Here is a 26,112-nt window from a genome sequence, read left to right as displayed (position 1 = left end):
GATGTCACTTCGGAGCAGGGTGCTAGACGTACTCAATGGCCCGGCGGTCGCACGCATTCGCTTCCGGTTTCCGATCCGTGGCAGCCACGTGACGATTGCACCGCAAACGTTCCATCACGTCGCTCGCGCGATCCGGTTGGGGCAGGTCAGCGTCAGAGTTCCGACGGACCTCGCGGCAAATGTTGCGGCACAATATAACGACGTCGCGCGAACCCGAGCGGACGGTACGGTCGTTGCGGCGAATACGCTGGAGGTCGTGTCGGCGACGGGGCGAATGGACGAGGCCTATATCGTCCACGAGGCCTTGCATGCGGCTTACGATCTGCTGCGGACCGGCCTTGACGGCAATGCGGAGGAGGCGTCCGCCTATGTCTGCACGGCGCTCTACTGCCGCATGACAGGCCTGCCGCGACCCCGCTGGGCGAACGGCCCGATCTACGCCAATGCCGCGGAGGTCGCCCGAACGCTGCTGGCGCAATACCAAAAGGGTGATCCCGGCATTCCCTGGGTCGGCGAGCATGAATGGCGGATGCTGCGCGCCGGTGTCGGCCTTAGTGCGGTCTATGCCAGCGGACCTGGTGGCATTCTCACCGGATGGCTGCTCGGCCAACAATACACGCACGACGGCTGATGGGACGCGGGGCGTCCGCTCCCACAAACTGGCTGCTGGCCCGGCTCCCTGCTGCCACTTCCATACTGAGGTCGACGCCGTCGAAAGCCTCAGGCAACCAGCAAACCCAGCTTGCCGACCGTCGCCAGCGAACGGTCAACGCTTTGTCGGGTTGACAGCAGCAACGGATCGGCCGGCTGGCCGGCATCATCCATTTGCTTGACCTGGACGGTCGGTCCGAAGATTTTGGTCATTTCGGCCGTGATTTGCTCGATCGTCCGGGAGCCGTCGAGCAACTGCAGAAAATGGCGCGTCCTGTCGTCCTCCAACTGTACGGTTTGGTGGAGCAGATTGGTGACCAGCGGACCGGTCTGCGCTTGTCTGCGGGCGAGCAGGCTGGCCTGCGGGCAGTCCGTGATTTCCTTCACGAGAAAGGGCCGTGATTTCAGAAAGGAGACCTCGCCGCTGCAGGCCAGGATATAGAGCGCTTCCGTCAATATCCGCTGGTCATCGACTGTTTGCCGGCCTTCCAGCAGCGTCCGCGCGCCATCGAGCAGTTCGGTGAAGGAGAGCGCGCGCGGCCAGGCCCGGCCGAGACAAAGATGTGCGGCCTTCAGGAGCGGATCGGTCACCGTGATCCGGCTGCCGTCCTGATTTTCAAACTCCATCTCGGAATCGTCGGTCAGGCAGGCGTCGGGCCGACATGGGCTGGCGGTGCTCAGCAGATAGAAGGCGGTGATGAAGTCGAGATCGACCTGGCGGTCAAGGGAGATACCCTCGTGGCAGAGCAACGTACGCCGAAACCCGTTGCCGTCGATAAAGTCCTGATATTGATCGCGCGCCATGAACTCGCTTTCGGGAAAGCGCTGCAGCGTGGCGCGGACCTCTTCGGTGTAGCCGGCAAGATAGCGCCGTGAGAAATCGGCGTCGCTCATATATTGCAGGCCATGCCGACCGGCATCTTCGACGACTTCGTGCAAAAGGAAGGCCGTCGCGCCCTGATCGAGGTCGTCGTGAAAAAGCAACTCGTCCGGAGCGTTGAGCACGCGGCTGCACTGATCGCGCATGACTGTACCGTGCACCGAGTTGGACTTCGATCCTTCGCTGAGAAATTTCACGATGGCGCGAGCTTGTCCGACTTTTTCCTTCATCCCGGTGATGCGCCGGGTGTGGTAGCGCATCATGTCGCGGACCATGTCGCGAAGATGCGAGAACGGATGAGCGTTATAGCTGACGTAGCAGAGCCCCTGTGGCGCCAAATTCTGCTTGAAGATGGACATCATCTTCTCGCGCACGTTCGGTGGTACCCATGAATACACGCCATGGGCGATGATGTAGTCGAACTGTCCGAAGGCAGCGTCGACGTCCATGATGTCGCAATGCAAAAGCCTGATGTTGCTCAAGCCCAATGCGGCGATGTTTCGCTGCCCGCGTTCGATCGTCACGCCACTCAGGTCGATACCGATGAACTCGCTGTCTGGATATTGAAAAGCCATCGGCAACAGATTGCCGCCAACGCCGCAGCCGAGTTCCAGGACCCGGCAGCGCTCGACCGGAGCCGGCTGCATGCCATAGACCGCAGCGATCGTCGCCAGATGGTTCGGGTGAGTGAGCCCGTAGACATGCCCGGGATAATATACTTCATCGTATGCTGTGGTACCGGCGGTCGGCTGGCGGTGCTCGGTCTGGATGTTCATCGCAGTCAGTTCCACGAATATGCAAACTTGTCGTTCACGATCGAGACGCGCGTCTGCTTGACCTCTTCCTTGGCGAGTGACTTGCTCAAGAATTCGCGCGACAGTTCGGGCAGCAGCGTGTTGGTGATGATGTTATCGATCATCCGCCCGCCGGAGTCCGGATCGTTGCAACGGGATACGATGTGCTCGACGACTGCATCGTCGTAGCCGAAGGCAGCCTTGTGGTTATCGCGGAGGCGCTGTCCGATCCGGTCGAGCTGCAATCTGACGATGCCGGCAAGCATCTCGTCCGAAAGCGGAAAGTAGGGGATCGAGACAATGCGCCCAAGCAACGCGGCGGGGAACACCTTCAGTAATTCCGGCCGTAGCAGCCTGGCGAGTTCTTCCGGCTCGTTGCGATACTTGGGATCGCGCGCCAGGCTCATGATGAGATCGGTGCCGACGTTTGTGGTCAGAATGATCAGCGTGTTCTTGAAGTCGATTCGCCGACCGTTGCCGTCTTCCATGACTCCCTTGTCGAACACCTGAAAGAAGATCTCATGGACGTCGGGATGGGCCTTCTCCACCTCGTCGAGCAGGATAACGCTGTAGGGCTTGCGCCGGACCGCTTCGGTCAGCCGACCACCTTCACCGTAGCCGACGTAACCCGGAGGTGCGCCCTTCAAGGTCGAGACCGTGTGCGCCTCCTGGAACTCCGACATGTTGATCGTGATCATGTTCTGCTCGCCGCCATAAAGGGTTTCGGCAAGCGCGAGGGCGGTTTCCGTCTTGCCCACGCCGGACGGTCCAGCCAGCATGAAAACGCCGATCGGCTTGGACGGGTTGTCCAACTTGGCGCGGCTGGTCTCGATTCTCTTGGCAATCATCGTCAGCCCGTGGGACTGGCCGACCACGCGACGATTGAGAATCTCGGGCAGCTTCAGGACGGTCTCGATTTCGTCACGCATCATTCTGCCGGTCGGAATGCCGGTCCAGTCGGACACGACAGAGGCGACCGACTGCTGGTCGACATGGGCATAGATCATCCGCTTTTCCGGATTGATGCCCTCCAATGTCTCGAACTTGCCGCGCAACTCCACGCGTTTGGTGGCTCGATCTTCGTCTCCATTCTCGGACAGGATTTCGCGAATGCTGCGGATGTCCTTGACGAGCTCCTGTTCCTTGGCCCAGTCGGCCTCCAGGCCGGTCAGCTTGTCCTTCAGCGCCGCGATGTCGCCGTCGATCGCGGTGATGCGCTCGCTGTTCTCGTCCCCGAGATCGCCGTCGCTGACCAGCGCCGATCGCTCGGCCTCGCGTGCCGCGATGGCGACGCGAGCGTCCTCGATCAGCGCCGGCGTCGCGCTTTGACTGATGGCTACTCGGGCCGAAGCCGTGTCCAGCAGGCTGACCGCCTTGTCCGGCAGCTGTCGAGACGGAATGTAGCGATGCGACAGGTTGACCGCGGTCACGATCGCGGCGTCCGAAATGCGAACGCCGTGGTGCTTCTCCATCGGGCCGAGGAGGCCCCGCAGCATGATGCAGCAGGTCTCGACATCCGGCTCATCGACCTGGATCGGCTGAAAGCGTCGTGTGAGTGCGGGATCTTTTTCGATGTACTGGCGATACTCTGCCCAGGTGGTCGCGGCGATGGTCCGCAGCGTGCCGCGGGCGAGGGGAGGCTTGAGGAGATTGGCCGCGTCGCCGGTGCCGGCCGTGCCACCGGCCCCGATCAGCGTGTGAGCCTCGTCGATGAACAGGATAATCGGGGTAGGCGAGTTCTGAACCTCGTCGATCACCGAGCGCAGGCGCTGCTCGAATTCGCCCTTCATCGAGGCGCCGGCCTGCATCAGGCCGATATCGAGCGCGCAGAGCCTGACGTTGCGCAGCGGCGGCGGCACCTCGCCGGCGGCAATACGCTGGGCAAATCCCTCGACAACGGCGGTCTTGCCGACGCCGGCTTCGCCGGTGAGGATCGGATTGTTTTGCCGCCGGCGCATCAGCACGTCGATCAATTGGCGGATCTCGTCGTCCCGACCGAGGATCGGGTCCATCTGACCCGACCGGGCCTTTGCCGTGAGATCCTGGGAAAACCGGTCGAGCGGTGTTGTCCCTTTCGGATTTGCCTGGTCCGCACCATCGGTGCCGGCACCGGCCAATCCGGAGCCGTCCATCGGACGCATGGTCTCCTCCTCGGAGCCCGCCCAGATGGCGCGGTGCTCCGCAGCCAATGCGTCGACGTTTATCTTGGCGAATTCCTGCGAGATGTTGTTGAGCGCACGACGGATCTCGTTCGATTTCAATCCGGCGACCAGGAGATGGCCGGTGCGGATCTGGGTCTCGCCGAAGAACAGCGTGGCATAGTGCCAGCCACGGTCGAGAATATCGATGACCGAATTGGCGACGCCCGGCATGTCGGTTTCGTTCTTGCGAAAACCGTTGATGACGCCTGCGAGGTCCGACAGCAGCCGCGCGCGGTCGAGCTTGTAGTGATCCACCGACAAGCTGAGGTCGGTCCGCTCCTGTTGCAGGATGTGAAACAGCCAGTGCGCAAGCTCCACGTTACGATTGCTGGCGCTCTTGGCGTGGCGCAGGGCCTGTATGAAGGCGTCGTATCCGGCCCGGTTCAGTTTGCCAGTTACGGCCTCAAGACTGATGTCGGTCACGATGGCGCCTCCTGCTCAATCCCTGGACGATGCCGGGGTCGTCGCGGAAATCGGCTCGAATTCCCATGATGTTAGGACAATCCGAGCGATGCTTAGGTTCAAACCGGCGGCGTACCTGTCGCAGCGCTGCGCCGGGCTCTCAGACGCTCGGCGAGGTGAAAGCGCGCGTCGCGCCGGTACTCCTCGGTCGAGGCCCAGTTCGGCGAAACCCAGCTGGTCCATCCAAGGCGTCCGCTCTGCCCCAGCTTCATCGGGACGACTGCTCCCGCCGGAATGGCGAGTTCCACCTCCCACTCGAGTTCGTCGCCGATGTAGAAGTAGACGGCGTCAGCCAGGGGCTCGGACAGGTTAGGTGCTTCGGTGGGCAGGAACTGCTCGTATTGAGCAAAATCCTTCACGAACACGCGAACCCTGATCTTGTCTTCGATACTGAACACGCGGGAGCCCAGAAGCGCGTCGTGGCCAAGCTTGGCGTGCGTCCCGCCGAGCCGGCTGCAATGGCTTGGGTCGAACGGGAGCCAGGTGCCAACGAACTCGTCGATCTCGGCCCTGACTTCGAACAGCCCTTGCAGGAGCCGCGCCAGTCGCGATGCGGATTTCGCTCTCGGTGAAACCAGTCCGGCGAAGCTCAGCTTCGCCATGTCGGGCACGGTATCGCGATTGGCAAAAATATCGGAGCCGAGGCCGGCGAAGGATCCGACATAGGCAATGAAGCGGTCGTCGGACGGGCGATCGTGCTGGGCGATCGGCCGCGCGTCTGCCCAGGCTCGAAAGAACAATTGCAGGAAGCGCCCGTTCAGCAGGTCGAGAAAACGAGGGAAGGCGTCATCCCGCATCAACTGCCAGCCGACGCTCTCATCGGTGGTGGCCAGCGGCAGCGCGCCCTGCGGTCCGAGCAGGCCGAGGAATTTGACCAGAATTCTGAGCCTGCCGTCACGATCGTCGACCGAGCTCAGATTGGAGGCGGGAAATTCCAGATAGGGGGTTTGACCGAGGTCGACAAACTCCTCGCGACGCGCTGCACTGTCGCCGATCCGCGGCCGATCCGGATTGCATCGCTCGAGCTGGCGGAGCGTCTGAAAGAAATCGAACCGCCAGGGTTCGGCCTTCATCTGGTCGATCAGCGTCACAGCGGCCTCCGGGTGCCCATGCGGGCAGGCCAACGCATGATCTCGCCACGCTCCGGGGTCGAGATGACGGTCTGGGTGAAGGTGTTGAAGCCCGAATAGTCGGCGAAGAAGCGTTCCAGCACCGCCCCGAGCAGGAACACGCCGCTGCCCTCAAATGCCTTCTCGTCGAGCGTGACCGTGATCTCGAGGCCGCGCGCTGCGCCACTGCCGGTACGCTCACGCACCCGCCGCACCACGGGCCTGCTTTCGACGCTGCGCACGCCACGAATCTTTCGTTCCGTAGCGTCGTCGAACTGATCGGCGAACAAGGACAGCATCTCGCGCAACGACCCGGCGTTCTTGCCGCCGCTGCGTTCCACGAGGCCGAGATAGTTCAGACTCAGCATGTTGATCAGGCGCCAACTGACGACGCCGCTATTGGCGATTTCGCTGCGACTGCGCAACTGCGCCACCACCGGCTCGCGTGGCCGGGTGGGACCGGCTATGCACATCAGCTCGAGCGAGGTGTCGTCCAGCAGGCGAAAATCGGCTCCGCCCTGGCCGACCGGCAGATGTTCCGTGAGATGCCGGTTGGAGCACAGCGCCCGGACGCTCAGTTCGGCGGCGGATCCGCCGCCGCTCGGGTCGCCGGGCTCGAGCAGCGAAAGGAACATGTCCGTCCCGGTGTAGTCCGAGGCTGCGCCATAGGTCTTCTCTTCGACGGTGCGGCGCCGCGGCAGCCGGCGAACCGTAAAGTAAAGTCCCTCGACCGATCCGGCTGTCCTGTCGACGGCGGCGGAGTACAACGGACGCACGCGGCGCTTGTCCTTTTCCGCCGGAAAGTGCGCGTAAACCTCCAGCACCTGGTGCGGCTCGTATTCGAGATAGCGACTTCGGTCGGGTACCACGTGGTATTCGTAGGTATTCGACTTGATCGGGATGCGATCGCTGGTCTTCTCGAAAAGGTTGATCGCCGGGGCGGTGTAGAGACTGAAAGTATCCGCCCGGACCGAGGCGGCGAGCCGCGAGTTGTGCTCATTGAATGCGAAGACGATATCGATGGACTTGCTGCGTAACCGCGGCATCACAGCGCGAAGTTGCGTCAGATTGACGCCAAGGAACTTGCGCGGAAACACGAAATATTCCCGCAATAACTCCGAGCCGCGAAAGACCCGGTTGTCGTTAGGAAACAGGGATTCGTCCTCGCTGAAGCCGACTTGCTGTACACAGTCGTTCGGAGCCCGGATGACGACCGGATCGCCGAAATCGTCGAGATAGCGAAAATAGAGCCCGACGCAGTTCGAGGTCAGTTGTTCGTAAAGTGCGATGGCATCCGACTCGGCGCCGGTCAGGTAGATAGGCAGTTCGCTGGTGCGGCAGCCGGCGAACCAGGTGTCCGGCTTGTTGCGAGTCTCCGCGTCCGCCGGCTCCTCGTCGAGCCGCGCTGCGGTACGGTGCGTCAAGGAAAGCCTGAGCCCCGCGATGACTTCTCCGCCGACTGGAATCCCGAGGGCCTGCAACGCGCCCGCGCTCGCAAAATATTCGGCGCCGGTGACATCAAAGGGCCAAAGTACGATATCGCGGCAAAGCCGGAACCGGCAGGCGAGGCTCCGCTCCCTTTCGCGATAGTTCGCGTCGAAATAGGCGCCCCGCGCAATCTTCCTGCCGTCGCGCAATGCCGGATCGGCGTAGGTCGGCTGCACCTTGACCAGCATGGCGGACGGAGTCGGCGCGAGATAGTTCGGAACCAACTGCTCAAGCAGGTTCGCCGTGAATTCCGGAAACTCGTGCTTGAGCTTGAGCTGAACACGGGCGGCGAGAAATGCAGCGCCCTCCAATAGGCCTGAGATCATCGGATCCGAGCGGTCGCGGACCAGGCCGCCGAGGCGCTCGGCGATACCAGGATATTCCTCGGCAAAACCCTCCGCGTGCTCGTACAGCAGCGACAGTTCACGATTGTAGAAGTCGAGGAATTCGCGGTTCATGCTATAATCGGTTGATCTGTATATCGCCGCTGTCGAGGTCGACGTCCGCGACGAACTCCACGGGCACGTTGAGCGGTTCGCACTTCAGGTCGGAATGCACGACAAAGCGCAGCTTGAGCTGCTCGGCGCCCACGGAGGTGTCGCGCTGCACCCGGATGGACTTGCGATCGAGTCGCGGCTCATAGGTCGTGAGCGACATCCGCAGGGCATCGCTGAGCTCCTCGTCGGTGACTTCGTCGATCGAACGGTTTGCGATATCGGGGAAACCATAGTTCAGGATCGAGGTGCGGACGCAGCCGCGACCCGTCAGGTCAAGCGTCGATTCGAGGGCAATGGTATTGAGGAGTGTTTCGACGTCCTGCGAAACCTCGCGCCTTAGCAGCGTCTCCGAGATCGGGAACCGACCCGCGCTGCGCCGTCCCGCTATCACTCGCTCACCGAACTGATCCCGCAGTTCGAGTGGTTTGCGCGCATCGCGCGCGTCATGAGCCGCACGAAAGGCCAGCATCAATGGCGGAGAGAGCCGGTCCTTCCTTGGCGTAACGGTCATTGACGGTCCCCGTACAGCTGGCGCCGATTGCCGCTATGGGCAACCGGCGCCGGGCAGGAAGCTTGCGATCAGGCCCATTCCTTGTTGGCCGCAACGTCCCATCCGAACACCGGAGACGCGCCGGCGCCGCCTTTTTCCGTCTGGGTCTTGTAGGTCATTTTGACCTTCTGGAAGTTCAGGCTGACGTTTTCGGTGAGGCGATCCTCGCCGTGCGATCCGCCCGTCGAGACGCTGGAAACCAGAACGTGCTTCATCTCGATCTTGAGATATTCGAGCGGATGTTCACCGGCCTTGCGTACCGTGAGGATGGCGCTGTCGATGTGCTTTCCATTGGCGCAGACCTTGAAAAGCTCGGGTGTCGCCTTGTCCACGAAGTGGGTGAAGTGGAGGTCTTGAACGGCGACCTTGCCGGCGCCGCCGCCCGATCCGCTGTGGAATGTGCCGCTTTGGCTCTCGCCGAACGACCAGCTCAAAATGTCGATTTCCTCCTTGTGTTTGTCGTCGAGCGACTCGCCCTTGATCGGATCGAGTTTCAGAAAGATGTCGACAGCCATAGCATAGCCCTTTCAAAATTCTCTGATGATAGACGATTGCGATAACGCGGCGTCAGGAGCTCGGGCCTGGCAGGCGCGAAACGAGACTGAGACCGACGTCCATCGCTTCCAATTGAAAGTGTGGACGGAGAAAGAAGCGCGCGTTGTAATATCCCGGGTTCTCCTCGTTTGCTATGACCTCAACCTTCGCAGCGGCCAGCGGCTTGCGCGCTTTCTGAGCTTCTGACGACAAGGCCGGATTGGCATCAACGTATTCGTTGATCCAGGTCTGCAGCCAGACCGTCAGCTCATCCTTTTCCTTCATGGATCCGATCTTGTCGCGAACCATGCACTTCAGATAATGCGCAAAGCGGGATACTGCGAACATGTAGGGCAGACGTGACGACAGGTTGTCGGACGCGGTTGCATCCACGCCCTTGTCGCCGAAATACTTCTTCGGCTTGTAGAGCGACTGGGCGCCGATGAAGGCGGCCTTGTCGGTGTTCTTGCGATGGATCAGCGGGATGAGTCCCGCCTTTGCAAGCTCGTGCTCGCGACGATCGCTGATGGCGATCTCGGTGGGGCATTTCAGGTCGACGCCACCGTCGTCGGTCGGGAATGTATGCGTCGGCAGGTTGATGACCTCGCCGCCGGACTGGACGCCGCGGATGCGTGTGCACCAGCCGAACTCCTTGAAGGCGCGGTTGATGTTGACTGCCATCGCATAGGCAGCGTTGATCCAGCCGTATTTGTCACCAGCGTGCCCGTCCGTCTCCTCCTCGAAGGCGAACTCTTCCACCGGCTCCGATTTGGCGCCGTAGGGGAGGCGTCCCAGCGCGCGCGGCATGCACAGGCCGAGATAGCGCGAGTCGTCCTGATCGCGCAGTCCTTTCCATGCGGCGTATTCCGGGGTGTCGAACACCTTGCCGATGTCGCGAGGGTTGGACAGTTCGGTCCACGAGTCCATTCCCATCAGCGTAGGCTCGGCGCCGCTGAAGAAGGGGGCGTGCGCGGCGCCGGCGATCTTGCTGAGATCGCGGAGCAACTGCACGTCGGTGGGAAGGTGGCTGAAATAATAGTCGCCGATCAGGCAGCCGAACGGCTCGCCGCCGAGCTGGCCAAATTCGTACTCGTAGATCTGCTTGAACAGCGGGCTCTGGTCCCAACGCGCATCGGGATAAAGCCGCAGATTCCGATACAGCTCGTTCTTGGAGACGTTCATCACCCGGATCTTGAGGTTGGCGTCGGTCTCGGAGTTGAAGACGAGGTAGTGGAGGCCGCGCCAGGCACTTTCGATCGCCTGGAATTCGGGCGCGTGCAGGATCTCGTTCATCTGCGCGGTCAGCTTCTGGTCGATCCGCGCGATCATCTCCTCGATGGTGTCGAGCACGTCCGACTTGATGACGCTCGTATCCTTCAACGCTTCTTGAACGAGCGTGGACACCGCGTTCTCGACTTCGGTTGCCGCACGTTCGGTGCGCGGCTTGAAGCTTTGCTTCAGCAGGGCGGCAAACTCGTCAGCCTCGACGGTCCCGACCTTGGTGGTGGTCTCTTTATGGATTGCTTCTTTTGCCATGGTCCCCATTCCTTCCCTTAGCTGTTGGTGTCGGCGTCGGTGGACTGGCTGGTCGCGCGCTCGCGCAGTGCGGCCATCAGTTGAGGATCGGCGAGGAGCTTCTTCAGCTGGTCCTCGGCGCCCACCTTGCCATCCATGTAGCGCAGCAGGTTGGCGAGCTGTTCGCGCGCTTCGAGCAGCTTGGCCGTCGCCGGCACCTGGCGGGCCACCGCCACCGGCGTGAAGTCGGAGATCTTGTTGAAGCGCAGGTTGACGGAGATCTTTTCGTCAGACCCGTCGCTGAGACGATTGGCGACGCGCGCCGTCACGCCGGGCTGGATCGCCGCCATGCGGTTGTCGAAATTGTCCATGTCGAACTCGAGGAACTTGCGCTCCTCGACCTTCGCCTTCTCGACGCCGGGGTTGTTGCCGGAAAGATCGGATAGGACGCCCATGACGAACGGCAGCTCGATCAGCCGCTCGGCGTCGTAGGGATCTTCGTAAGTGATGTGCACGCGCGGTGCGCGGTTTCGGCGAATGAATTTTTGACCGCTGTCGGTTGCCATTGGGTTGCCCTCTTCACAAAAAAATCTCTGCGGAAGCCGACTTGCGCGACGCAGGCAGGGGAAGTGCCTCGGTCTTTCGTCGGCGGAGCTTCCTTCCGTTCAGTTAGTCCCGTCGAACGGAAGGCGGGTTCAATTCGATTTATCGATCGCCTTCAGAGCGCCCTCGGGCAGCACTTCGTTCAGCAGGCTGAGGAAGTCTCGCTGTGCGAGTTCGCGTGCGCGATCGACCAGGAACGGGATCGGGCTGGACGGCTCCGCGGCCCGGAAGAAGGACGCGACCTTGCTCAGCAAGTCCAACGCCTGCGCTCTGTTTTCTGCCGCAAAAACAGCATCTTGAGCCTCGTTTTCCGCCGCGGATGGGAGCGAGCTGGCGAATTCCGCCATGCGTTCGATCGGCAGGTCGAAGACCTTGTCGCGACCGATATTGATGGCGGCGGTCTCCACGTGCGCCGGCATCAGCATCCGCATCACTTCGATAAACGATTTGCCAACCATGTCCTGCGCCTGCCGCACCAGCAACAGCGCCGGGCTCGACGGTTCCTTCCGAGCGAAATAGTCGGCAGCCGCCGCCAGCGCCGCGGATGCCTGTCCCGGTGAGGTCACTGCGCCGGCGATTTCAATCGGAAGCTGCGGGCCGTCTTGATCAGTCGCGTCCTGTGATGGGGCAGTTGCGGCTGGATCGCGTGCGGTGACCAGAGTCGCGAGCCAGCCGGCCATGCCATTCGCGACACCCGCCAGCCTGTCGAGACTGATGGGTTGCCCCGAGTTCAACTTTTCGTGCCAAACCGATTTGATGCCGGCGATCTCGGCAGCGACCGCGGAACAGCGGGCGCTCACCGCCTTGAGGGTGTCGAGATCGGTCTCGCCGACGATGCGCTCGATGGTTCCGAGATCCGGCATGTCGACATCGGCATCGGCGGCGGGAATTTCGCCCTTGGCAATCTGATAGGCACGGTAGTTGAGGCTGCCGTGCCTTCGATTTTCGATCAGGGGGAGGAATTGGAGCGGGTTGATCACCGTCGGAAACACGTCGATCGCCTCGATGGTGACGGCCCGAAAAGCATAGTCGCCGTCTTCGCCCCTTGGGTGAACCGCTTCCCATTGTTCGCGGAGCAGCAGGGTGGTTGCCTTCAGGCAGTCGAGGAAGCCATCGAGATCGCGGTTCAGGATGGAAAACTTGGCGAGCAGCATGGTCAGGCGCAGATCGCGGGTGCGAGCCAACAGGGGCTGCGCAGCGGCGAACTGGCCGGCAATATCGATGGCCTTCGGGTCGAACCGTCCGCGCTCTCCGTTTGCATTGACGACCTCGAAATACGACATCGGCAGCAGCGATTCCGCAGCTGCGAAGAAATTCAGGTACTGGACGTCGCCGGCCGCATCGAGGTCAGGCCCGCAGGGATTGTCCGGGTCGATGGGCTGGGTCAGGGATGCGATGTCGAGCATGCAAAGAGGATCCGTCTGCGGGGCCCTGGTCCCTCCACCAGGTCCGTGACATCTGGCGGATCACGCGGGGGATCATGATCCGATTGACTGTTAGGTCAGATCAACGCCGGCCTCGGTTCATTCCCGGCATGATGGCAGTTTCCCGTGAACCAGCAAGCGCTTGGAACCGACTACATGAGTGCCGCGGCGGTTTCCTCGGGCGCGTGCTTTGCCGCGTCAGGTGAGGGCGACCCCCGGGCGGACTTGTCGGCCATCCCACCGATGGCCGGCTCGGATTTCGGTTGTTCGTGCTTGACCGCCCGATGCGCCGGTTGCGCAGCTGGTGCGGTCAACGAGGGAGTTTAACGCCCACATGGGCCAGCTTACCCAGGATACCCGCCTCTGCGAGCTCAAGACCCCCCTTGGCAAGGACGTTCTGGTTTTTGCCCGGTTCGAGGCCGCCGAAGGTCTGAGTGAACTGTTCGAATATCGCATCGAGTGTCTCAGCGAGGAGGCCGATCTCGACTTTGATCGGGCCATTGGCAAGCAGTGCACTCTCACCATCAAATTGCACGAGAAGGAACGCGAGTTCAGCGGCATTCTCACGGAAGCCCAGTGGCTGGGGGTGAAGAACGACTATTTCAGTTACCGGATTGTGCTGAGGCCCTGGTTGTGGCTGCTGTCGCGGACCACCGATTGCCGGATTTTTCAGGACAAGAAGGCGCCCGACATCATCAAGGAGGTCTTCAACGAGCGCGGCTTCACGGACTATGAGTCCAAGCTTACCGAAGAGGGCTCATGTCCAAAGCTCGAATATTGTGTTCAATATCGCGAGACCGATCTGGATTTCGTGTGCCGGTTGATGGAGCAGCACGGGATCTACTACTTCTTCAAGCATGAAGGCGGCAAGCATACGCTGGTGCTGGCTGACTCCAAGTCCTCGCATAGCCCAATCAACGGTCTCGCCAAGATCCCCTACATCCCGCTCACCGGCTCCGACCGTCGCGGCGAGCAGCACATTTATGAATGGGCTTCCGAGCGCCGGTTCCGCACCGGGAAGATCGAGCTCAACGATTACAACTACCAGAGGCCCAACGCGCAGATGATCAGCGACGCCAAGGGCTCCGAGCACTACACACGGTCCGAGATGGAGTTCTACGACTACCCGGGCAAGTTCAAGGAGAAGTCCGACGGCGAGCGATACGCGAAGATCCAGCTTCAGGCCGAGCAGGCGATGGATCGGCGCCGCCGGGGCAACGGCGACGCCGTTAATCTGTTTCCCGGCGGACTAACCAAGCTCGAGAAGCACTCGAAAGACTCGCAGAACGTCGAATATCTCGTGGTACGAGCCGCTCATTCGTTTTCCATCGAATCCTATCGCACTGGCGGCCCCGGCGACGCCGGACAGCACGTTTACTTTGGCAGCTACGAATTTCTGCCAAGCGATCGGCCGTTTCGATCTCCCATGACGACGCCGAAGCCGAGGATCAACGGCATTCAGACAGCCAAGGTGGTGACCAAGGACGACAATTCGAGCGAGGAAATCGACGTCGAGTCGCTGGGCGAAATCTATGTTCGCTTTTTCTGGGATCGGAAGAAGAAGCGCTCGTGCCGATTGCGCGTGGCGCAAGTCTGGTCCGGCAAGCGCTGGGGCGGTCAGATCATCCCGCGCGTCGGGCAGGAGGTGGTCGTGGAATTCCTGGAAGGGGATCCCGACCGGCCATTGGTGATAGGGACCGTCTACAACGATGAATACAAGTTGCCTTACGACCTGCCGTCCAAGAAGACGATTGCGGGTCTGAAGTCCGACTCGACCAAGGGAGGCGGCGGTTACAACGAATGGAACTTCGAGGATAAGAAGGGGTCCGAGAAGATCACCGTGCACGCCGAGAAGGACTACGACGTCACGGTCCGCGACACCGAGACCAGGACCATCGGCGAGGCGGCGTTCGGCGGCGATACCCGCAAGACCACGCTCAAGAACGGCAACGACAAGCTTGATATCCAATTGGGCGGTCAGCACATCAAGCTGGCGCTGGATCAGTCCGTCGATGCGGGCCTGAGCATCACCCTCACGGCCAACGTCAATATCACCCTGCAGGTTGGTCCAAGCCAGATCATCCTGTCTCCGGCCGGCATCGTCATCAACGCGCCGACCATCACCATGACCGCGCAGGCCGCCATGGCGCTCGCGGCCGGCGGCCCGCTGGTTGCACACGGCACGCCAACCATTGTCGGCTGACAGCCATGAATCAGGTTCGGTTCAGCACAGTCCACGACCTGTTTGAAGCCTATCCGCTGGCGCGCTACGACGTCGGCAAAGCCGCTCCGGACAAGTTGTCGTTGGATTTCCTGCAGGAGGCGGCCGATGCGGGCAAGTGGCACCAGGCTGTATCCTTCTGCGCGTATCTGCTCCCCAGGCGCGTGGCCGTCGCCTGGGGCTGTCGCTCGTTGCGGCAGATGTTTGACCATTTCGACGGCAATGAAGGCAGGTCGCTCAATTTTGCCGAGACCTGGGTCCGGCAGCCGGACGAGCAATCGCGCAACAAGGCTTTGGCGGTCGGCAATGCCAACGATCCCGAGCAGCCGGCGACCTGGCTGGCGCTGGCGGCGGGTTGGTCTGGCGGAAGCGTGGTTCCCGCGGAATTTGCACCGGTCGAAGCCAAGCCGGATCAGACGGCGCGAGCGGTTCGCGCAGCCCTTTTGATCGGCCTCTGCCGGCTTACCCGTGAGTCCAGGGACCGGATAATGACGGCCTGCCTGGAGGATGGTATTCAATTGGCACGCGGCGAACCGCGCCCTCCACGCTGACGAGACGATGTGATGGTGCTTCGCTTTAACATCGAGAACGAGCCGAACCTTCCAGACGGCGGCCCTGTGTCATTTACCGTCACCGGAAGGCGTTCGGTCGACATTGGCCGGGACCGCCATCTCGACTGGACATTGCCCGATCCGGCACGGATGATTTCGGGGAAGCATTGCGAGATCCATTATCGCGACGGCGGCTACTGGTTGCACGACGTCTCGACCAACGGCACCTTTCTCAATGGTGCCGACCAGCGCATACGGGGAGCGCATCGGCTGCGCAACGGCGATCGGCTCGTCATCGGCCACTATGTCATTGGCGTTTCGCTGGACCTGGATGAGCCTGCCGAGGGCACTCCGAGCCATGGCGCGCAGCAGCCAGCTCCGCTCGCTCAGCAGCACGCCGATTACCAGGAGCTGTGGGCTCCCGGTCGCGACGTGCCGCCGCCAATCGACCCGCAGCAGTTGCGAAAGCCGCGCGAGGCCGCGCGGCCCGTCAATCCGGAATTCCTGGACTGGGCGGCGAGCGTTCCGCCGGCGGGTGTCGATCCGGTCCGCCATTCGCCGCAGATGCCTCACCGCGAGCCGCCGCTGCACGACGACATGAGCTGGGCAGCCGGTCCGGTTGCCACGCCAAAACCGCCGGTCGATGTGCTGCACGCGATGCCGACGCCGCGCCGACCGTCGGTGTGGGCCGACGACGAAGCGGCTGTCCCGCCACCGCCGGCTCCCTCACCGGCAGGGCATGTGGGAGCGCCGCGGCCGCAACTGTCCGAGCCGGCACCGGCCACGGCCGCGTCGATCGGCAATCCCGAGTTTGCGCGCCTGGTCGCACGTGCTGCCGGACTGCCGGACGGTTTCTTTGCCGACAAGACCGAAGCCGAACTCGCGGAACAGCTTGGCGTCATCCTGCGCATGACCGTGGAAAACCTGATGGCCCTGCTGCAGGCGCGGACCCAGGCCAAGCAGCTGACGCGCAGCACCAGCCAAACCACCATCCAGGCCATCGAGAACAATCCGCTGAAGTTCTCGCCGACCGCGGAAGACGCGATGCGCATCCTGTTCGGGCCGCCGACGCGCAGTTACCTCGATGCGCCGCATGCCTTCGCCCAGGGCTTCAAGGACCTCAAATCCCATCAGTTGAAGACCTATGCGGCAATGCAGCATGCCGTCCGGGGACTGATCGCCAGTATCGATCCGACGCTGATGGCGCGCGAGCTCGAGCTTCAGCGCGGCGCAAGGTCCTTGTTTGGCTCGAACAAGAGCAAGCTCTGGGATGAATTCTTGACGCGCTGGAACGCGCATCTCGGTCGCGACGAAAGCGCGCCGATCGATACCTTCATGCTGCATTTCTCCGAATATTACGACCGCGCAGACAAGTCGGGGTCAAAGTGAACTGTCGGTGACGATGCAGTCGCCGATCATTGCCGAGTGGATGTAGGAATGTCCTGGTACAGCAAAGTTTTCTGGTCGGAAGGTCTGTTCCTGCGGCCGCATCATCTGCAGCAGAACGATCGCTATCTCGAGCATCTGCTGGAAAAGCGTGTTCGTTATACAACACCGTACCCCTGGGGCTTTGCCCAGCTCGAGATCGATAACGATCTTACCCAGCAGAGCAAGTTCGCCGTGCGCAGTGCGACCGGCGTCATGCCGGACGGAACGCCGTTCGATATCCCTGCCGACAGTCCGATCCCGGAAGCCATCGAAGTGCCGGATTCGGCCGCAGGCCAGATCGTCTGGCTGATGATGCCGGTCGCGGCGCCCAATACGCGGGAGGTGGATGAGGATCGCACCGACAGCGCAAGTCGCTACGTTCGGACTGCCGAAACGTTTATCGATTCAACCTCGGCGCTGCGCATCGAAGAAGAGATCGACATTGTCTATCCGCGGCTCTCGTTCGAGCTGCGCAAGACGAGCAAGCCGGGATACATGGGTCTCGGCATCGCTCGCATCCTCGAAGTGCGCGACAAGAATATCCTGTTCGACGACAAGTTTGTGCCGCCGATGCTGGTCTGCGCTGCGCATCCGGTTGTCGATGGCTGGCTCAATCGAATCATTGGCTGGGTTGAGACCAAGCTCGACGAGTTGGCGCGCTACGCCGTCGACCCTTCGTCCGGCGGCGGTTTGCAGAGCGTCGATTATCTCGTGCTGCAGGTGCTGAACCGGACCATTCCGGTGCTGACTCATTTCAAGCGGTCCGGCAGCGTACATCCCGAGCGGCTGTACGAGGAACTGCTGCGGTTTGCCGGCGAGCTTGCGACCTTCGCGACGACCGAACGACGCGCACGGGACTACCCGGCATATGATCACGACAACCTCGAATATGTCTTCACGCCCCTGGTGCGCGACATCCAGGATTTCCTGAGCGCGCGGCTGGGCAGGCGGGCGATTCGTCTGGAGATCATTGAACGCGCCCAGAACGCATTTGTATCGCCGATCCGCGATCGCGCGCTGTTCCGGAATGCGACGCTGGTGCTTGAGGTCGCCGCGCGGCGGCCCCTCGTGGAGATTCAGAATGAATTCCCGCACCTGTTCAAGGTCGGGCCCAACACGAAAATGACCGAGATCGTGCACGCAAACCTGCCGGGTTTGACCCTGGTGCATTTGCCGACGCCGCCACCGCACATCCGAGCGATCACTGACCACGTCTATTTCTATCTCGATCGCAAGTCGCCGCTGTGGCCCGAGTTCAGCACAGCGGCCTCGATCGGGATGCATTTTTCCGGCGACTGGCCGGAGCTTGAGTTGTACCTTTGGGCCATCCTGGAAGAGCGGCCATGACCGACAGGGACAAGCCGGTTAATCCTTTCGGTCGGGGTGAGCGGACCATCATCCGTCCGAACCCCGGCGGGAAGATGCCGCCGGCTCCGGCTCCTCAACCTCCGGCAGGCGAGGGACCTGCCAGCCGTCCAGGGTACTCGCCATCGCCCATGGCTTCGCCGGGTGGCCCTTCGCCACCGCCTTCATTTTCTCCTGCACCGCAGAGCGCAAGCTACGCCGCCCCGCCGACCAGCCAGCCCTCAGAGGAATGGATTTCGACACCGGCGCAGGCTCAGGCGACGCAACCGATCCTGCCGCCCGGTCCGCCCTTGCGTGTCGACGATCTGGTTGCGCCAAACGCCAATCCGGTGATGCGCGCCGGGGGCCCTTTGCTGCAGTTGCTTGGCCGGCTACGCGTCGCACTGATGCGGGCGTCATTCGCGAGCCTGATGGAGCAGGTCGCCGACGCCATCAAGTTCTTCGAGAAGGATATCCGCTCGGCGGGCATTTCCGAGCACCAGGCCAATACGGCGAAGTATATCCTGTGCGCGACCGCCGACGATATTGTGCAACACATACCGACAGACGATCGACACGTCTGGGCCCAATACTCGATGCTCAGCCGGTTCTTCGGCGAGCGCGTGGGCGGCGTACGCTTCTTCGAGATTCTCGACCATTTGAAGACTGATCCGCTCGTCAACTATCCGGTGCTCGAACTCCAGCACGCCTGCCTTGCGCTCGGATTCCAGGGCATTCATCGGACGTCGCCGGGCGGGCTTGCGAACCTCCAGGTGATTCAGCGCAACCTCTATGAAACGCTGCGCCGGGTTCGGCCCAAGCCGACCAATGATTTGTCGCCGCACTGGCGGGGCCAGGCCTTGGCCGGTCGGCGGAAGCACTTGCGCATTCCGGTTTGGCTGGTGGCGGCTGTGGTCGCCGCGCTGCTGACGGGATCCTATTTCGTTCTGCGAACGTTGCTGGCTGGCCGTGCAGAGAATGCTGCGCAAGTCGCGCTGGCATTGCATCCCGGCGATCCGATCGAGCTCAAGCGCCGCGTCGTTGCGCCGCCGCCACCACCGCCTCCGCCGCCACCGCCGGACCGCATCACCCAGCTGCAGCGCATTCGCAACGCGCTTGCGCAGGAGAAGACGGCGTGCGCCATGACGGCGGATCAGACGGCGAGCTTCATCGTGATCAGGGTGTGCGATCTCGCATTGTTTGCCTCTGGCCAGGCAACCATCCTGGATGGTTTCAAGCCGATCGCGGCCCGCGTCGCGGCGACGCTCGACAAGGAGCCCGGCCGAATCCGGGTGGTTGGCCATACCGACAGCTCGCCGATCCGCACCGTGCGTTTCCCCTCGAATTTCGAATTGTCGGTCGAGCGCGCCAAGGCGGTTGCCGCCGCGCTGAAGCCCGGACTGGCCGATGGTTCGCGCATCGATGTCGACGGCAAGGGATCGGATTCACCAATTGCCAGCAATTCGACGCCTGAGGGACGAGCTAAAAACCGTCGGGTCGAAATCTTCATCGAACGTAGCGAATAGGCGGACGCCAGAAGCTCACGCGATAAGCGACAGGTACCGGTCAATATGCTCGCTAAGGACATACTACGCATCGTTCTCTATGGAGTCGGGCTCAGCTCGCTTGGGGCGGTGATCTACCTCGCCGGTCCCTTCGTTGCTTTCGGCGACTGGCATCCGTTGGAAAATCACATCGTTCGCCAGATCGCGATCCTACTGCTCGGCGCCGCGGCAGCAGGCGTCACCGGTCTTCATTTCTTCAAGCGACGCAAGAACGCCAAAGAGATCGCCGACGGCGTCAGCGGTGCGGACCAGGCTGTCAGCGACGAGCCGGTGCTCAAGGAGCGCATGAAGGATGCACTCGCAACACTCAAGACCGCGAGCGGCAACAAGTCCGGTTATCTCTACGATCTACCCTGGTACGTCATCATCGGCCCGCCAGGTGCGGGAAAGACCACCGCGCTGGTCAATTCGGGGCTCAAGTTTCCGCTCGCGCGCGGGGCAACGCCGGCGGCGATCGCCGGGGTCGGCGGTACTCGCTACTGTGATTGGTGGTTTACCGAGGAGGCGGTGCTGATCGATACCGCCGGTCGCTACACAACCCAGGATTCAAACAGCAAGGCCGACAAGGAAAGCTGGCTGTCCTTCCTGGACATCCTGAAGAAGAATCGGTCGCGCCAGCCGATCAACGGCGTTCTCGTCGCGATCAGTCTGGAGGACGTGCTGACGCTGCCGAAGCAGGAGCTCGCGCTTCATGCCGATGCCATCCGGATGCGGCTCCTCGAGCTGCATCAAAGGCTGAAAGTGAGCTTCCCGGTCTACGCGCTGTTCACCAAGGCCGATCTCGTTGCCGGTTTCACCGAATATTTCGCCTATCTCGGCGAGGCCGGCCGGCGCCAGGTCTGGGGGGCCACTTTCCAGACCGCCGACAAGACCCAGAATCTGGTGGGGCAGGTCCCGGTCGAGTTCGATCGCCTGCTGGAACGTTTGAGCGAGGAAACGCTCGATCGTCTGCAGGACGAGCCGACGCCGCAGCACCGGGTGCAGTTGTTCGGCTTCCCGGCGCAGATGGCGCGGCTCAAGCCGCAAATCCACGATTTCCTCAACCAGATTTTTGAGCCGACGCGGTATCACGTGAACGCCAATCTGCGTGGGTTCTATTTCACGTCGGGTACCCAGCAGGGTACGCCGATCGATCAATTGATCGGATCGTTGGCGCGGACGTTCGGCGCGGAGGAAGTCGGGGCCGGATCGTACTCTGGAACCGGCAAGAGCTATTTTCTCGCCGATTTGATTTCGAAGGTCATCATCGGCGAGGCCGACTGGGTCTCGACCGACCGTGCTGCGGTGCGTCGCGCCCTGATCCTCAAGACTGCGGCGCTGTCGGTGATAGGTTTGGTGGCGATCGGGCTGATCGGTGCGTGGCTGACCAGCTACAAGCGCAACTCCGAGCTGATCGAGCAGAGCTTGCAGGCGGACAACGAGTATGCAACCGCCGGTGCGCCGCTCATCAAGCAAACGCTGATCGCCGATCATGATCTCGACAAGGTGCTGCCGCTGCTCTATCGGTTGCGGAACGCCCCGGCCGGCTATGCCTCACGGAATGAGTCGGTAGCACTTTCGGCGCGCTACGGGCTCAGTCAACATGCGCGCCTGTTATCACCCGCGAAGGCAGCCTATCACACCGCGCTTGAGCGCATGTTCAGGCCTCGCTTGCTGTACCGCCTGGAAGAGCAGCTCAATGCGCGCATCAACGAGCCTGCCTTCGTCTATGAGGCGCTGAAGGTCTACCTGATGCTCGGCGGCCTGCAATCCCCGGACCGCGAGCTGATCCGTTCCTGGATGCAGCGCGACTGGGCGGACAACCTGTATCCTGGCGCGACCAACGCGGAAGGGCGGCGTCTGCTCGATGAAAATCTCGTCGCCATGTTCGACCTCGAAACCGAGCAGCCGCCGCTGGTCGAGCTTGACGGACGGCTGATCAAGCAGGCCCAGAATTCATTGGCGCGCCTCAGCGTCTCGCAACGTGCCTACGAGTTCCTGAAGTCGGAGGCTCGTGGATCGACCGCCGGCGACTGGATCGCCAGCCGCCGAGGCGGTCCGGACGTGGCAGTTGTCTTCGAAACCACGACCGGGCAGCCCTTGGACAATGTGCGGGTGCCCGAGTTCTTCACCTACAACGGCTTCAATCAGAAGTTCATCGCTCGACTGCCCGGATTGTCGGAACGCATGAAGCGGGAGCGCTGGGTGTTGGGCGACGCCGGCCAGCAGTCGGCAATCGACCAGCAGTATGACAATCTGGCCGGCGATCTGCTCAGCATCTACTCCAATGAATTTGTGACGACGTGGCGGACTGCGCTCGGCAGTCTGCGCCTGAAGAAATTACTCGCGGACAAACCGAAATACGAAGTGCTGAGGGCGCTTTCGGCGCCGACCTCGCCGCTGCGGCAAATCCTGGAGTCGGTGCGCGATGAGACGATGCTGACCAAGGAACGCCCGAAGCCGGCGAACGCCGGCACGCCAGCCGCGCCGCCCGCGGTGACCACGCCAGCGCTGTTCAACAATGCCCAGGACGGTACGCCTGGCGCGGCGATCGAGTCGCAGTTCAAACCCTACCATGCAGTCCTTGAAGGGGAGAGCACCCGCCGGCCGATCGACTCGACGATCGCAAACCTGAACGACATCGCGCAGAATCTGACGCTGATGGTCGAGAATCCGCAACTGACGGCGCAAGCAACGGCGGGGCTTCAGACCCAGGTTGCAGCGCTACGCAACAATGCCTCGCGTATGCCGCCGCCATTTTCCGATATGCTGCGGGCGGCGGCCGCGGAGTTCGAAGGCAGCATCGCCGCCTCCACGGCTGGTCAGATCCTGCAGTCGTTGCGCGATCAGGTCACGCCGGTCTGTCAGCAGACGGTAACCAACCGCTACCCGTTCGTCCGGAGCAGCGGTCAGGAAGTCCCGCTCGCGGATTTCGCCAAGCTGTTCAGCCCGAACGGTGTGATGGACAAGTTCTTCAGTCAGTTCCTGGCGCCTTATGCGGATACGTCGCGATCCGAATGGGTCTGGCGGAAGGAAAGCCCCGTCGGCCGATCGTTCTCGCCCGACACATTGAAGCAGTTCCAGAATGCCGCCTATATCCGCGACGCCTTCTTCCAGACTGGCGGCGGTGTGCCGGCAGTGTCCTTTGCAATCCGGCCGCCGGCTGCGGCCGGACCGGGCATCACAGTCAAGACCGAGATCGGCGGCACGACGATCACGAGCCCAACCACACCAGGACCAGCCGCAGCTCCCTCCATGTTTGGCGCGCCGCAACCCGCTCCTCCGCCGCCGCCGCCGCAGAGCAATTCACCGACTACGGTGCTCTGGCCCGGCCCATCGCCGCGGACGGCAATTTCGGTCAGCAACGAGACCGGCTCGCCATCCGTACTCGAGCGCATCGGCCCCTGGTCATTGTTCCGAATGCTGGAGGCTGGCTCGCTGGTCGCCAAGGCGGAATCCGCCAGCGCAACGTTCATTGTTGCCGGACGTGAGCTCAACTATCAGATTTCGACCGGATCGTTGCGCAATCCGCTAAACCTGTCAGTGCTCCGCGAGTTTCGTTGCCCGACCGGAATATGACCATGCGATGCGGCTTATTCGGCAAGATCGGCGCGAAGCGTGATTTCATCGCGATCGCGACGCCGCGCAGCTTCCTGGAAGTCTGGGAGCCGTGGGTGCAAGCTGCCATCTCCGCGAGCCGCCATCAACTCGGCGCCGACTGGCAGGAAGCATTCCTGACCGCGCCGATTTGGCGATTCTGGCTTGGCGGAGCGATCTGCGGCACCACCGTCGCAGGAGCGATCATGCCGTCGCTTGACGGCGTGGGGCGATACTATCCGTTGACGCTGCATGCGGTGCCGGATGGCGACGCCGCGCTGCCGCCGCCGCACATCGATCCGCAGGACGGGTGGTATGGGCAAGTGGAGACGTTCCTGCTCTCGACCCTGGACCGGGCTGCGACCTTCGAGCAGATCTCCGATGCACTGGATCGTCTCGCGCTTCCACGTCTGCGGACGCGGGAGACTGATGGACCGCCGGTCGTGTCGCTGAGCGACGCGACGCTGGGAATGGTTTCGACGGTCGATGGGTTTGCCGAGTCGTTCGGCACGCTCTGCGGCGCCAACCCTCAAGTCTATGCTGCGGCCAGTTTCTGGTGGACCACCGGGGGCGAAGGGTTCTCGCCGATCGCACTCTGCTGCCGCGGATTGCCGGATCCGTTTCGCTATTCCACGCTGCTGACCGGCGACGTTGGCCGCGAAGTGTCCGGGACGGGATGACGCGCGATGGTACACGTCCCCTCCTTGTTCGATGTCGGTAGCGTCACTCACGCCGGACGGGTGCGGGCGCGGAACGAGGACTCATACCTGGTAAGAACCGACGTCGGCCTGTGGGCCGTCGCCGACGGTATGGGCGGTCACGAGGCAGGCGATCTTGCCAGCCGCATCGTGGTGGAGTCGCTTGATTCCATCGGCGCGCCGGACTCCGCGGCGGACCTGTTGGCTCAATGCGAGGCGCGCCTGTTCAGCGCCAACCAGCAGATCCTGGCCCTCAGCCATGAAAGGCAGGGTGCCATTGTCGGGACCACAACGGCAGTCCTGCTCGTACGCGACGGCCATTATGCCTGCATCTGGGCGGGTGACAGTCGGGTGTACCTGATCAACCGCCACGGCATCACACAGGTGTCGCACGATCATAGCGAGTTGGAGGAACTGATCGCTGATGGCGCGCTATCACGCGAAGAGGTCCAGGACTGGCCGAGCAATGCCATCACCCGGGCCGTTGGTGTCGTCGCCGACCCCGAGCTCGAGGTGGTGACCGGTCCGGCCGAACCGGAAGACATCTTCGTGATTTGCAGTGACGGCCTGACCCGACACGTGCGGGACGACGAGATCGAGCAGCACGCGGCCACTCGCCTTGCCCAGACAGCCTGCGACGACATGCTCGCGCTCGCGCTTGAGCGCGGCGGGCTCGACAACGTCACGATCGTGATCGTGCGATTGCTCGCGCCACGGTCCTCAGAGCCCACGAGGACGCCGCTCGATCAGGAGCCGCGACCATGACCGCGAACGATCCGTTTCGGTCATCCTACCGCGGTGTGCCGGCCGGCACCCGGCTCAACGGCATTTACGAGATCGAGGCGATGATCGGGGCAGGCGGCATGGGGGAGGTCTACCGCTGCCGCGAGATCCAGACCGGATCGCCCGTCGCGGTCAAGATGCTGCTGCCCGACATGGTCGACAACGAGGCGGCGCTTGCGCTGTTCCGGCGGGAGGCCGCAGCACTCCACAATCTTCCGCATGAAGCAATCGTTCGCTACTTCCTGTTCACGGTCGAACCCGCACTGCAGCGACCGTATCTGGCGATGGAGTTTGTGAACGGACGCTCGCTGTCGAACATGCTCGACGATGGGCCGCTGACCTTCGAAGCGCTGATCAAGTTGATGCAGCGGGTCGCATCGGGCCTTCAGGCCGCTCACGAGCACGGCATTGTCCATCGCGATGTCTCCCCCGACAACATCATCGTGCCGCTCGACGATGTGAGGCGGGCGAAGATCATCGACTTTGGCATCGCCCGGTCAACGCAGATGGGTGACAAGACCATCATCGGTTCCGGCTTCGCCGGCAAGGACAATTACGCGTCGCCGGAACAGGTCGGCTTGTACGGCAACGATGTCACCGCGAAGTCCGATGTCTACAGCTTTGGTCTCGTGCTGTTCCATGCCTTGACCGGACAAAAGCTCGATATGGGCGGAAGCCAGTTTCAACTGGTCGAGAAGCGCCGGCGTGTGCCCGATCTCGGCGCAGTGGACATGCGCATCAGGCCACTTCTCGAGAGGATGCTGCAGCCGGACCCGGCCTTGCGCCCGACCATGGCGGAGGTCGCCAACTGGACGCCGGCGGGTTCGGCGCAGCCGTCCGCAGCACCGCTCTACGGCTTCGATCCATTGGCGAAGTCGCAGGCTGGTATGTCTGCGCCGCAGGAGCGGGCGCCATCAACCACGCGGAACTCCCGCCGCATCTGGCTCGGCGCCTGCGTCGCGGCGCTGCTGCTTCTGCTGGGCGGCGGTGGGTACACATTCTATAAATTTGTCTGGAGGACATCGGGCTTGGCGGCTTTGCCGCCACCTCCGAAACTCGCCGGGACATCCACGCCGCCGAGCGAGCCTGCTCCGCCACCCCCGACACGTCAGGAGCCGGTGAAGCTGCCGTCTCAGCCGACGTTGACGCCGTCTCCGTCCCCCGACGGGCCGGGTCGAGCCGAGCGCATCCGCAAATATGTCGCCCAATATGCGGGCGGCGACTGCTTCTTCATCCTG

The 26,112-nt window shown here is 62.4% G+C and carries 19 protein-coding genes; 10 read left to right on the top strand and 9 right to left on the bottom strand.

Going from position 1 to position 26,112, the window contains the following annotated elements; translation table 11 throughout:
• Position 1 precedes the first annotated feature (1 nt).
• Positions 2–631, top strand: coding sequence for a hypothetical protein (locus IF803_RS34835; RefSeq protein WP_028339378.1), 630 nt, complete (start codon positions 2–4; stop codon positions 629–631).
• Between the two features lie 89 nt (positions 632–720).
• On the opposite strand, the gene IF803_RS34830 is transcribed toward IF803_RS34835, so the two are convergent.
• The 9 genes from IF803_RS34830 to IF803_RS34790 all read right to left on the bottom strand — a co-directional run bounded on the left by IF803_RS34830 (position 721) and on the right by IF803_RS34790 (position 12,690).
• On the bottom strand, positions 721–2,307 hold the full coding sequence (locus IF803_RS34830; RefSeq protein WP_461195330.1) for a methyltransferase regulatory domain-containing protein: 1,587 nt from the start codon (positions 2,305–2,307) through the stop codon (positions 721–723).
• Between the two features lie 5 nt (positions 2,308–2,312).
• A complete protein-coding gene (gene tssH / locus IF803_RS34825) occupies positions 2,313–4,949 on the bottom strand; it encodes a type VI secretion system ATPase TssH (RefSeq protein WP_461195328.1) in 2,637 nt (878 codons plus the stop codon).
• A gap of 98 nt (positions 4,950–5,047) precedes the next feature.
• On the bottom strand, positions 5,048–6,112 hold the full coding sequence (gene tssG, locus IF803_RS34820; RefSeq protein ID WP_461195326.1) for a type VI secretion system baseplate subunit TssG: 1,065 nt from the start codon (positions 6,110–6,112) through the stop codon (positions 5,048–5,050).
• Positions 6,076–8,043 carry a type VI secretion system baseplate subunit TssF gene (gene tssF, locus IF803_RS34815; RefSeq protein WP_461195324.1) on the bottom strand — a complete coding sequence of 656 codons (1,968 nt, stop codon included), beginning with the start codon at positions 8,041–8,043 and terminating at the stop codon, positions 6,076–6,078. Before tssF ends, tssG begins: the two co-directional genes overlap by 37 nt.
• Position 8,044: 1 nt before the next feature.
• Positions 8,045–8,593, bottom strand: a complete 549-nt coding sequence (gene tssE / locus IF803_RS34810) for a type VI secretion system baseplate subunit TssE (protein WP_461195322.1) — start codon at positions 8,591–8,593, stop codon at positions 8,045–8,047.
• Positions 8,594–8,661: 68 nt separating this feature from the next.
• The gene (locus IF803_RS34805) at positions 8,662–9,147 is read right to left on the bottom strand and encodes an Hcp family type VI secretion system effector (protein WP_028339372.1); all 486 of its coding nucleotides are present in this window, start codon (positions 9,145–9,147) and stop codon (positions 8,662–8,664) included.
• Between the two features lie 52 nt (positions 9,148–9,199).
• Complete coding sequence (tssC, locus tag IF803_RS34800) at positions 9,200–10,702, bottom strand: type VI secretion system contractile sheath large subunit (RefSeq protein ID WP_461195320.1); 1,503 nt, start codon at positions 10,700–10,702, stop codon at positions 9,200–9,202.
• A 17-nt stretch (positions 10,703–10,719) separates the two neighbouring features.
• Positions 10,720–11,247, bottom strand: coding sequence for a type VI secretion system contractile sheath small subunit (gene tssB, locus IF803_RS34795; protein ID WP_461195318.1), 528 nt, complete (start codon positions 11,245–11,247; stop codon positions 10,720–10,722).
• Between the two features lie 129 nt (positions 11,248–11,376).
• Complete coding sequence (locus IF803_RS34790; RefSeq protein WP_461195317.1) at positions 11,377–12,690, bottom strand: type VI secretion system protein TssA; 1,314 nt, start codon at positions 12,688–12,690, stop codon at positions 11,377–11,379.
• A 352-nt stretch (positions 12,691–13,042) separates the two neighbouring features.
• Here IF803_RS34790 and IF803_RS34785 point away from each other — a divergent pair, with 352 nt between their 5' ends.
• The 9 genes from IF803_RS34785 to IF803_RS34745 all read left to right on the top strand — a co-directional run.
• Positions 13,043–14,911 carry a type VI secretion system Vgr family protein gene (locus IF803_RS34785; protein WP_461195316.1) on the top strand — a complete coding sequence of 623 codons (1,869 nt, stop codon included), beginning with the start codon at positions 13,043–13,045 and terminating at the stop codon, positions 14,909–14,911.
• A 5-nt stretch (positions 14,912–14,916) separates the two neighbouring features.
• Positions 14,917–15,480 (top strand): DUF6931 family protein, encoded by a 564-nt coding sequence (locus tag IF803_RS34780; protein ID WP_028339367.1) that lies wholly within the window; start codon positions 14,917–14,919, stop codon positions 15,478–15,480.
• Positions 15,481–15,492: 12 nt separating this feature from the next.
• Entirely contained in the window at positions 15,493–16,869 is a 1,377-nt protein-coding gene (gene tagH, locus IF803_RS34775; protein WP_461195315.1) for a type VI secretion system-associated FHA domain protein TagH, read from the top strand.
• A 48-nt stretch (positions 16,870–16,917) separates the two neighbouring features.
• A complete protein-coding gene (gene tssK / locus IF803_RS34770; RefSeq protein WP_028339365.1) occupies positions 16,918–18,255 on the top strand; it encodes a type VI secretion system baseplate subunit TssK in 1,338 nt (445 codons plus the stop codon).
• Positions 18,256–18,563: 308 nt separating this feature from the next.
• The gene (tssL, locus tag IF803_RS34765) at positions 18,564–19,778 is read left to right on the top strand and encodes a type VI secretion system protein TssL, long form (protein WP_016843431.1); all 1,215 of its coding nucleotides are present in this window, start codon (positions 18,564–18,566) and stop codon (positions 19,776–19,778) included.
• 45 nt (positions 19,779–19,823) lie between these two features.
• Positions 19,824–23,375 carry a type VI secretion system membrane subunit TssM gene (gene tssM / locus IF803_RS34760; RefSeq protein ID WP_461195313.1) on the top strand — a complete coding sequence of 1,184 codons (3,552 nt, stop codon included), beginning with the start codon at positions 19,824–19,826 and terminating at the stop codon, positions 23,373–23,375.
• Entirely contained in the window at positions 23,372–24,073 is a 702-nt protein-coding gene (gene tagF, locus IF803_RS34755) for a type VI secretion system-associated protein TagF (protein ID WP_461195312.1), read from the top strand. The genes tssM and tagF overlap by 4 nt, the downstream gene beginning before the upstream one ends.
• Positions 24,074–24,079: 6 nt before the next feature.
• Positions 24,080–24,856, top strand: a complete 777-nt coding sequence (locus IF803_RS34750; RefSeq protein WP_461195310.1) for a PP2C family protein-serine/threonine phosphatase — start codon at positions 24,080–24,082, stop codon at positions 24,854–24,856.
• On the top strand, positions 24,853–26,112 hold a 1,260-nt coding region (locus IF803_RS34745; protein WP_461195308.1), incomplete at its 3' end, for a serine/threonine-protein kinase. The genes IF803_RS34750 and IF803_RS34745, both read left to right, overlap by 4 nt.

The sequence above is a fragment of the Bradyrhizobium sp. UFLA06-06 genome, from assembly GCF_054820065.1.
This window is presented reverse-complemented; position numbering and strand designations above follow the sequence as displayed.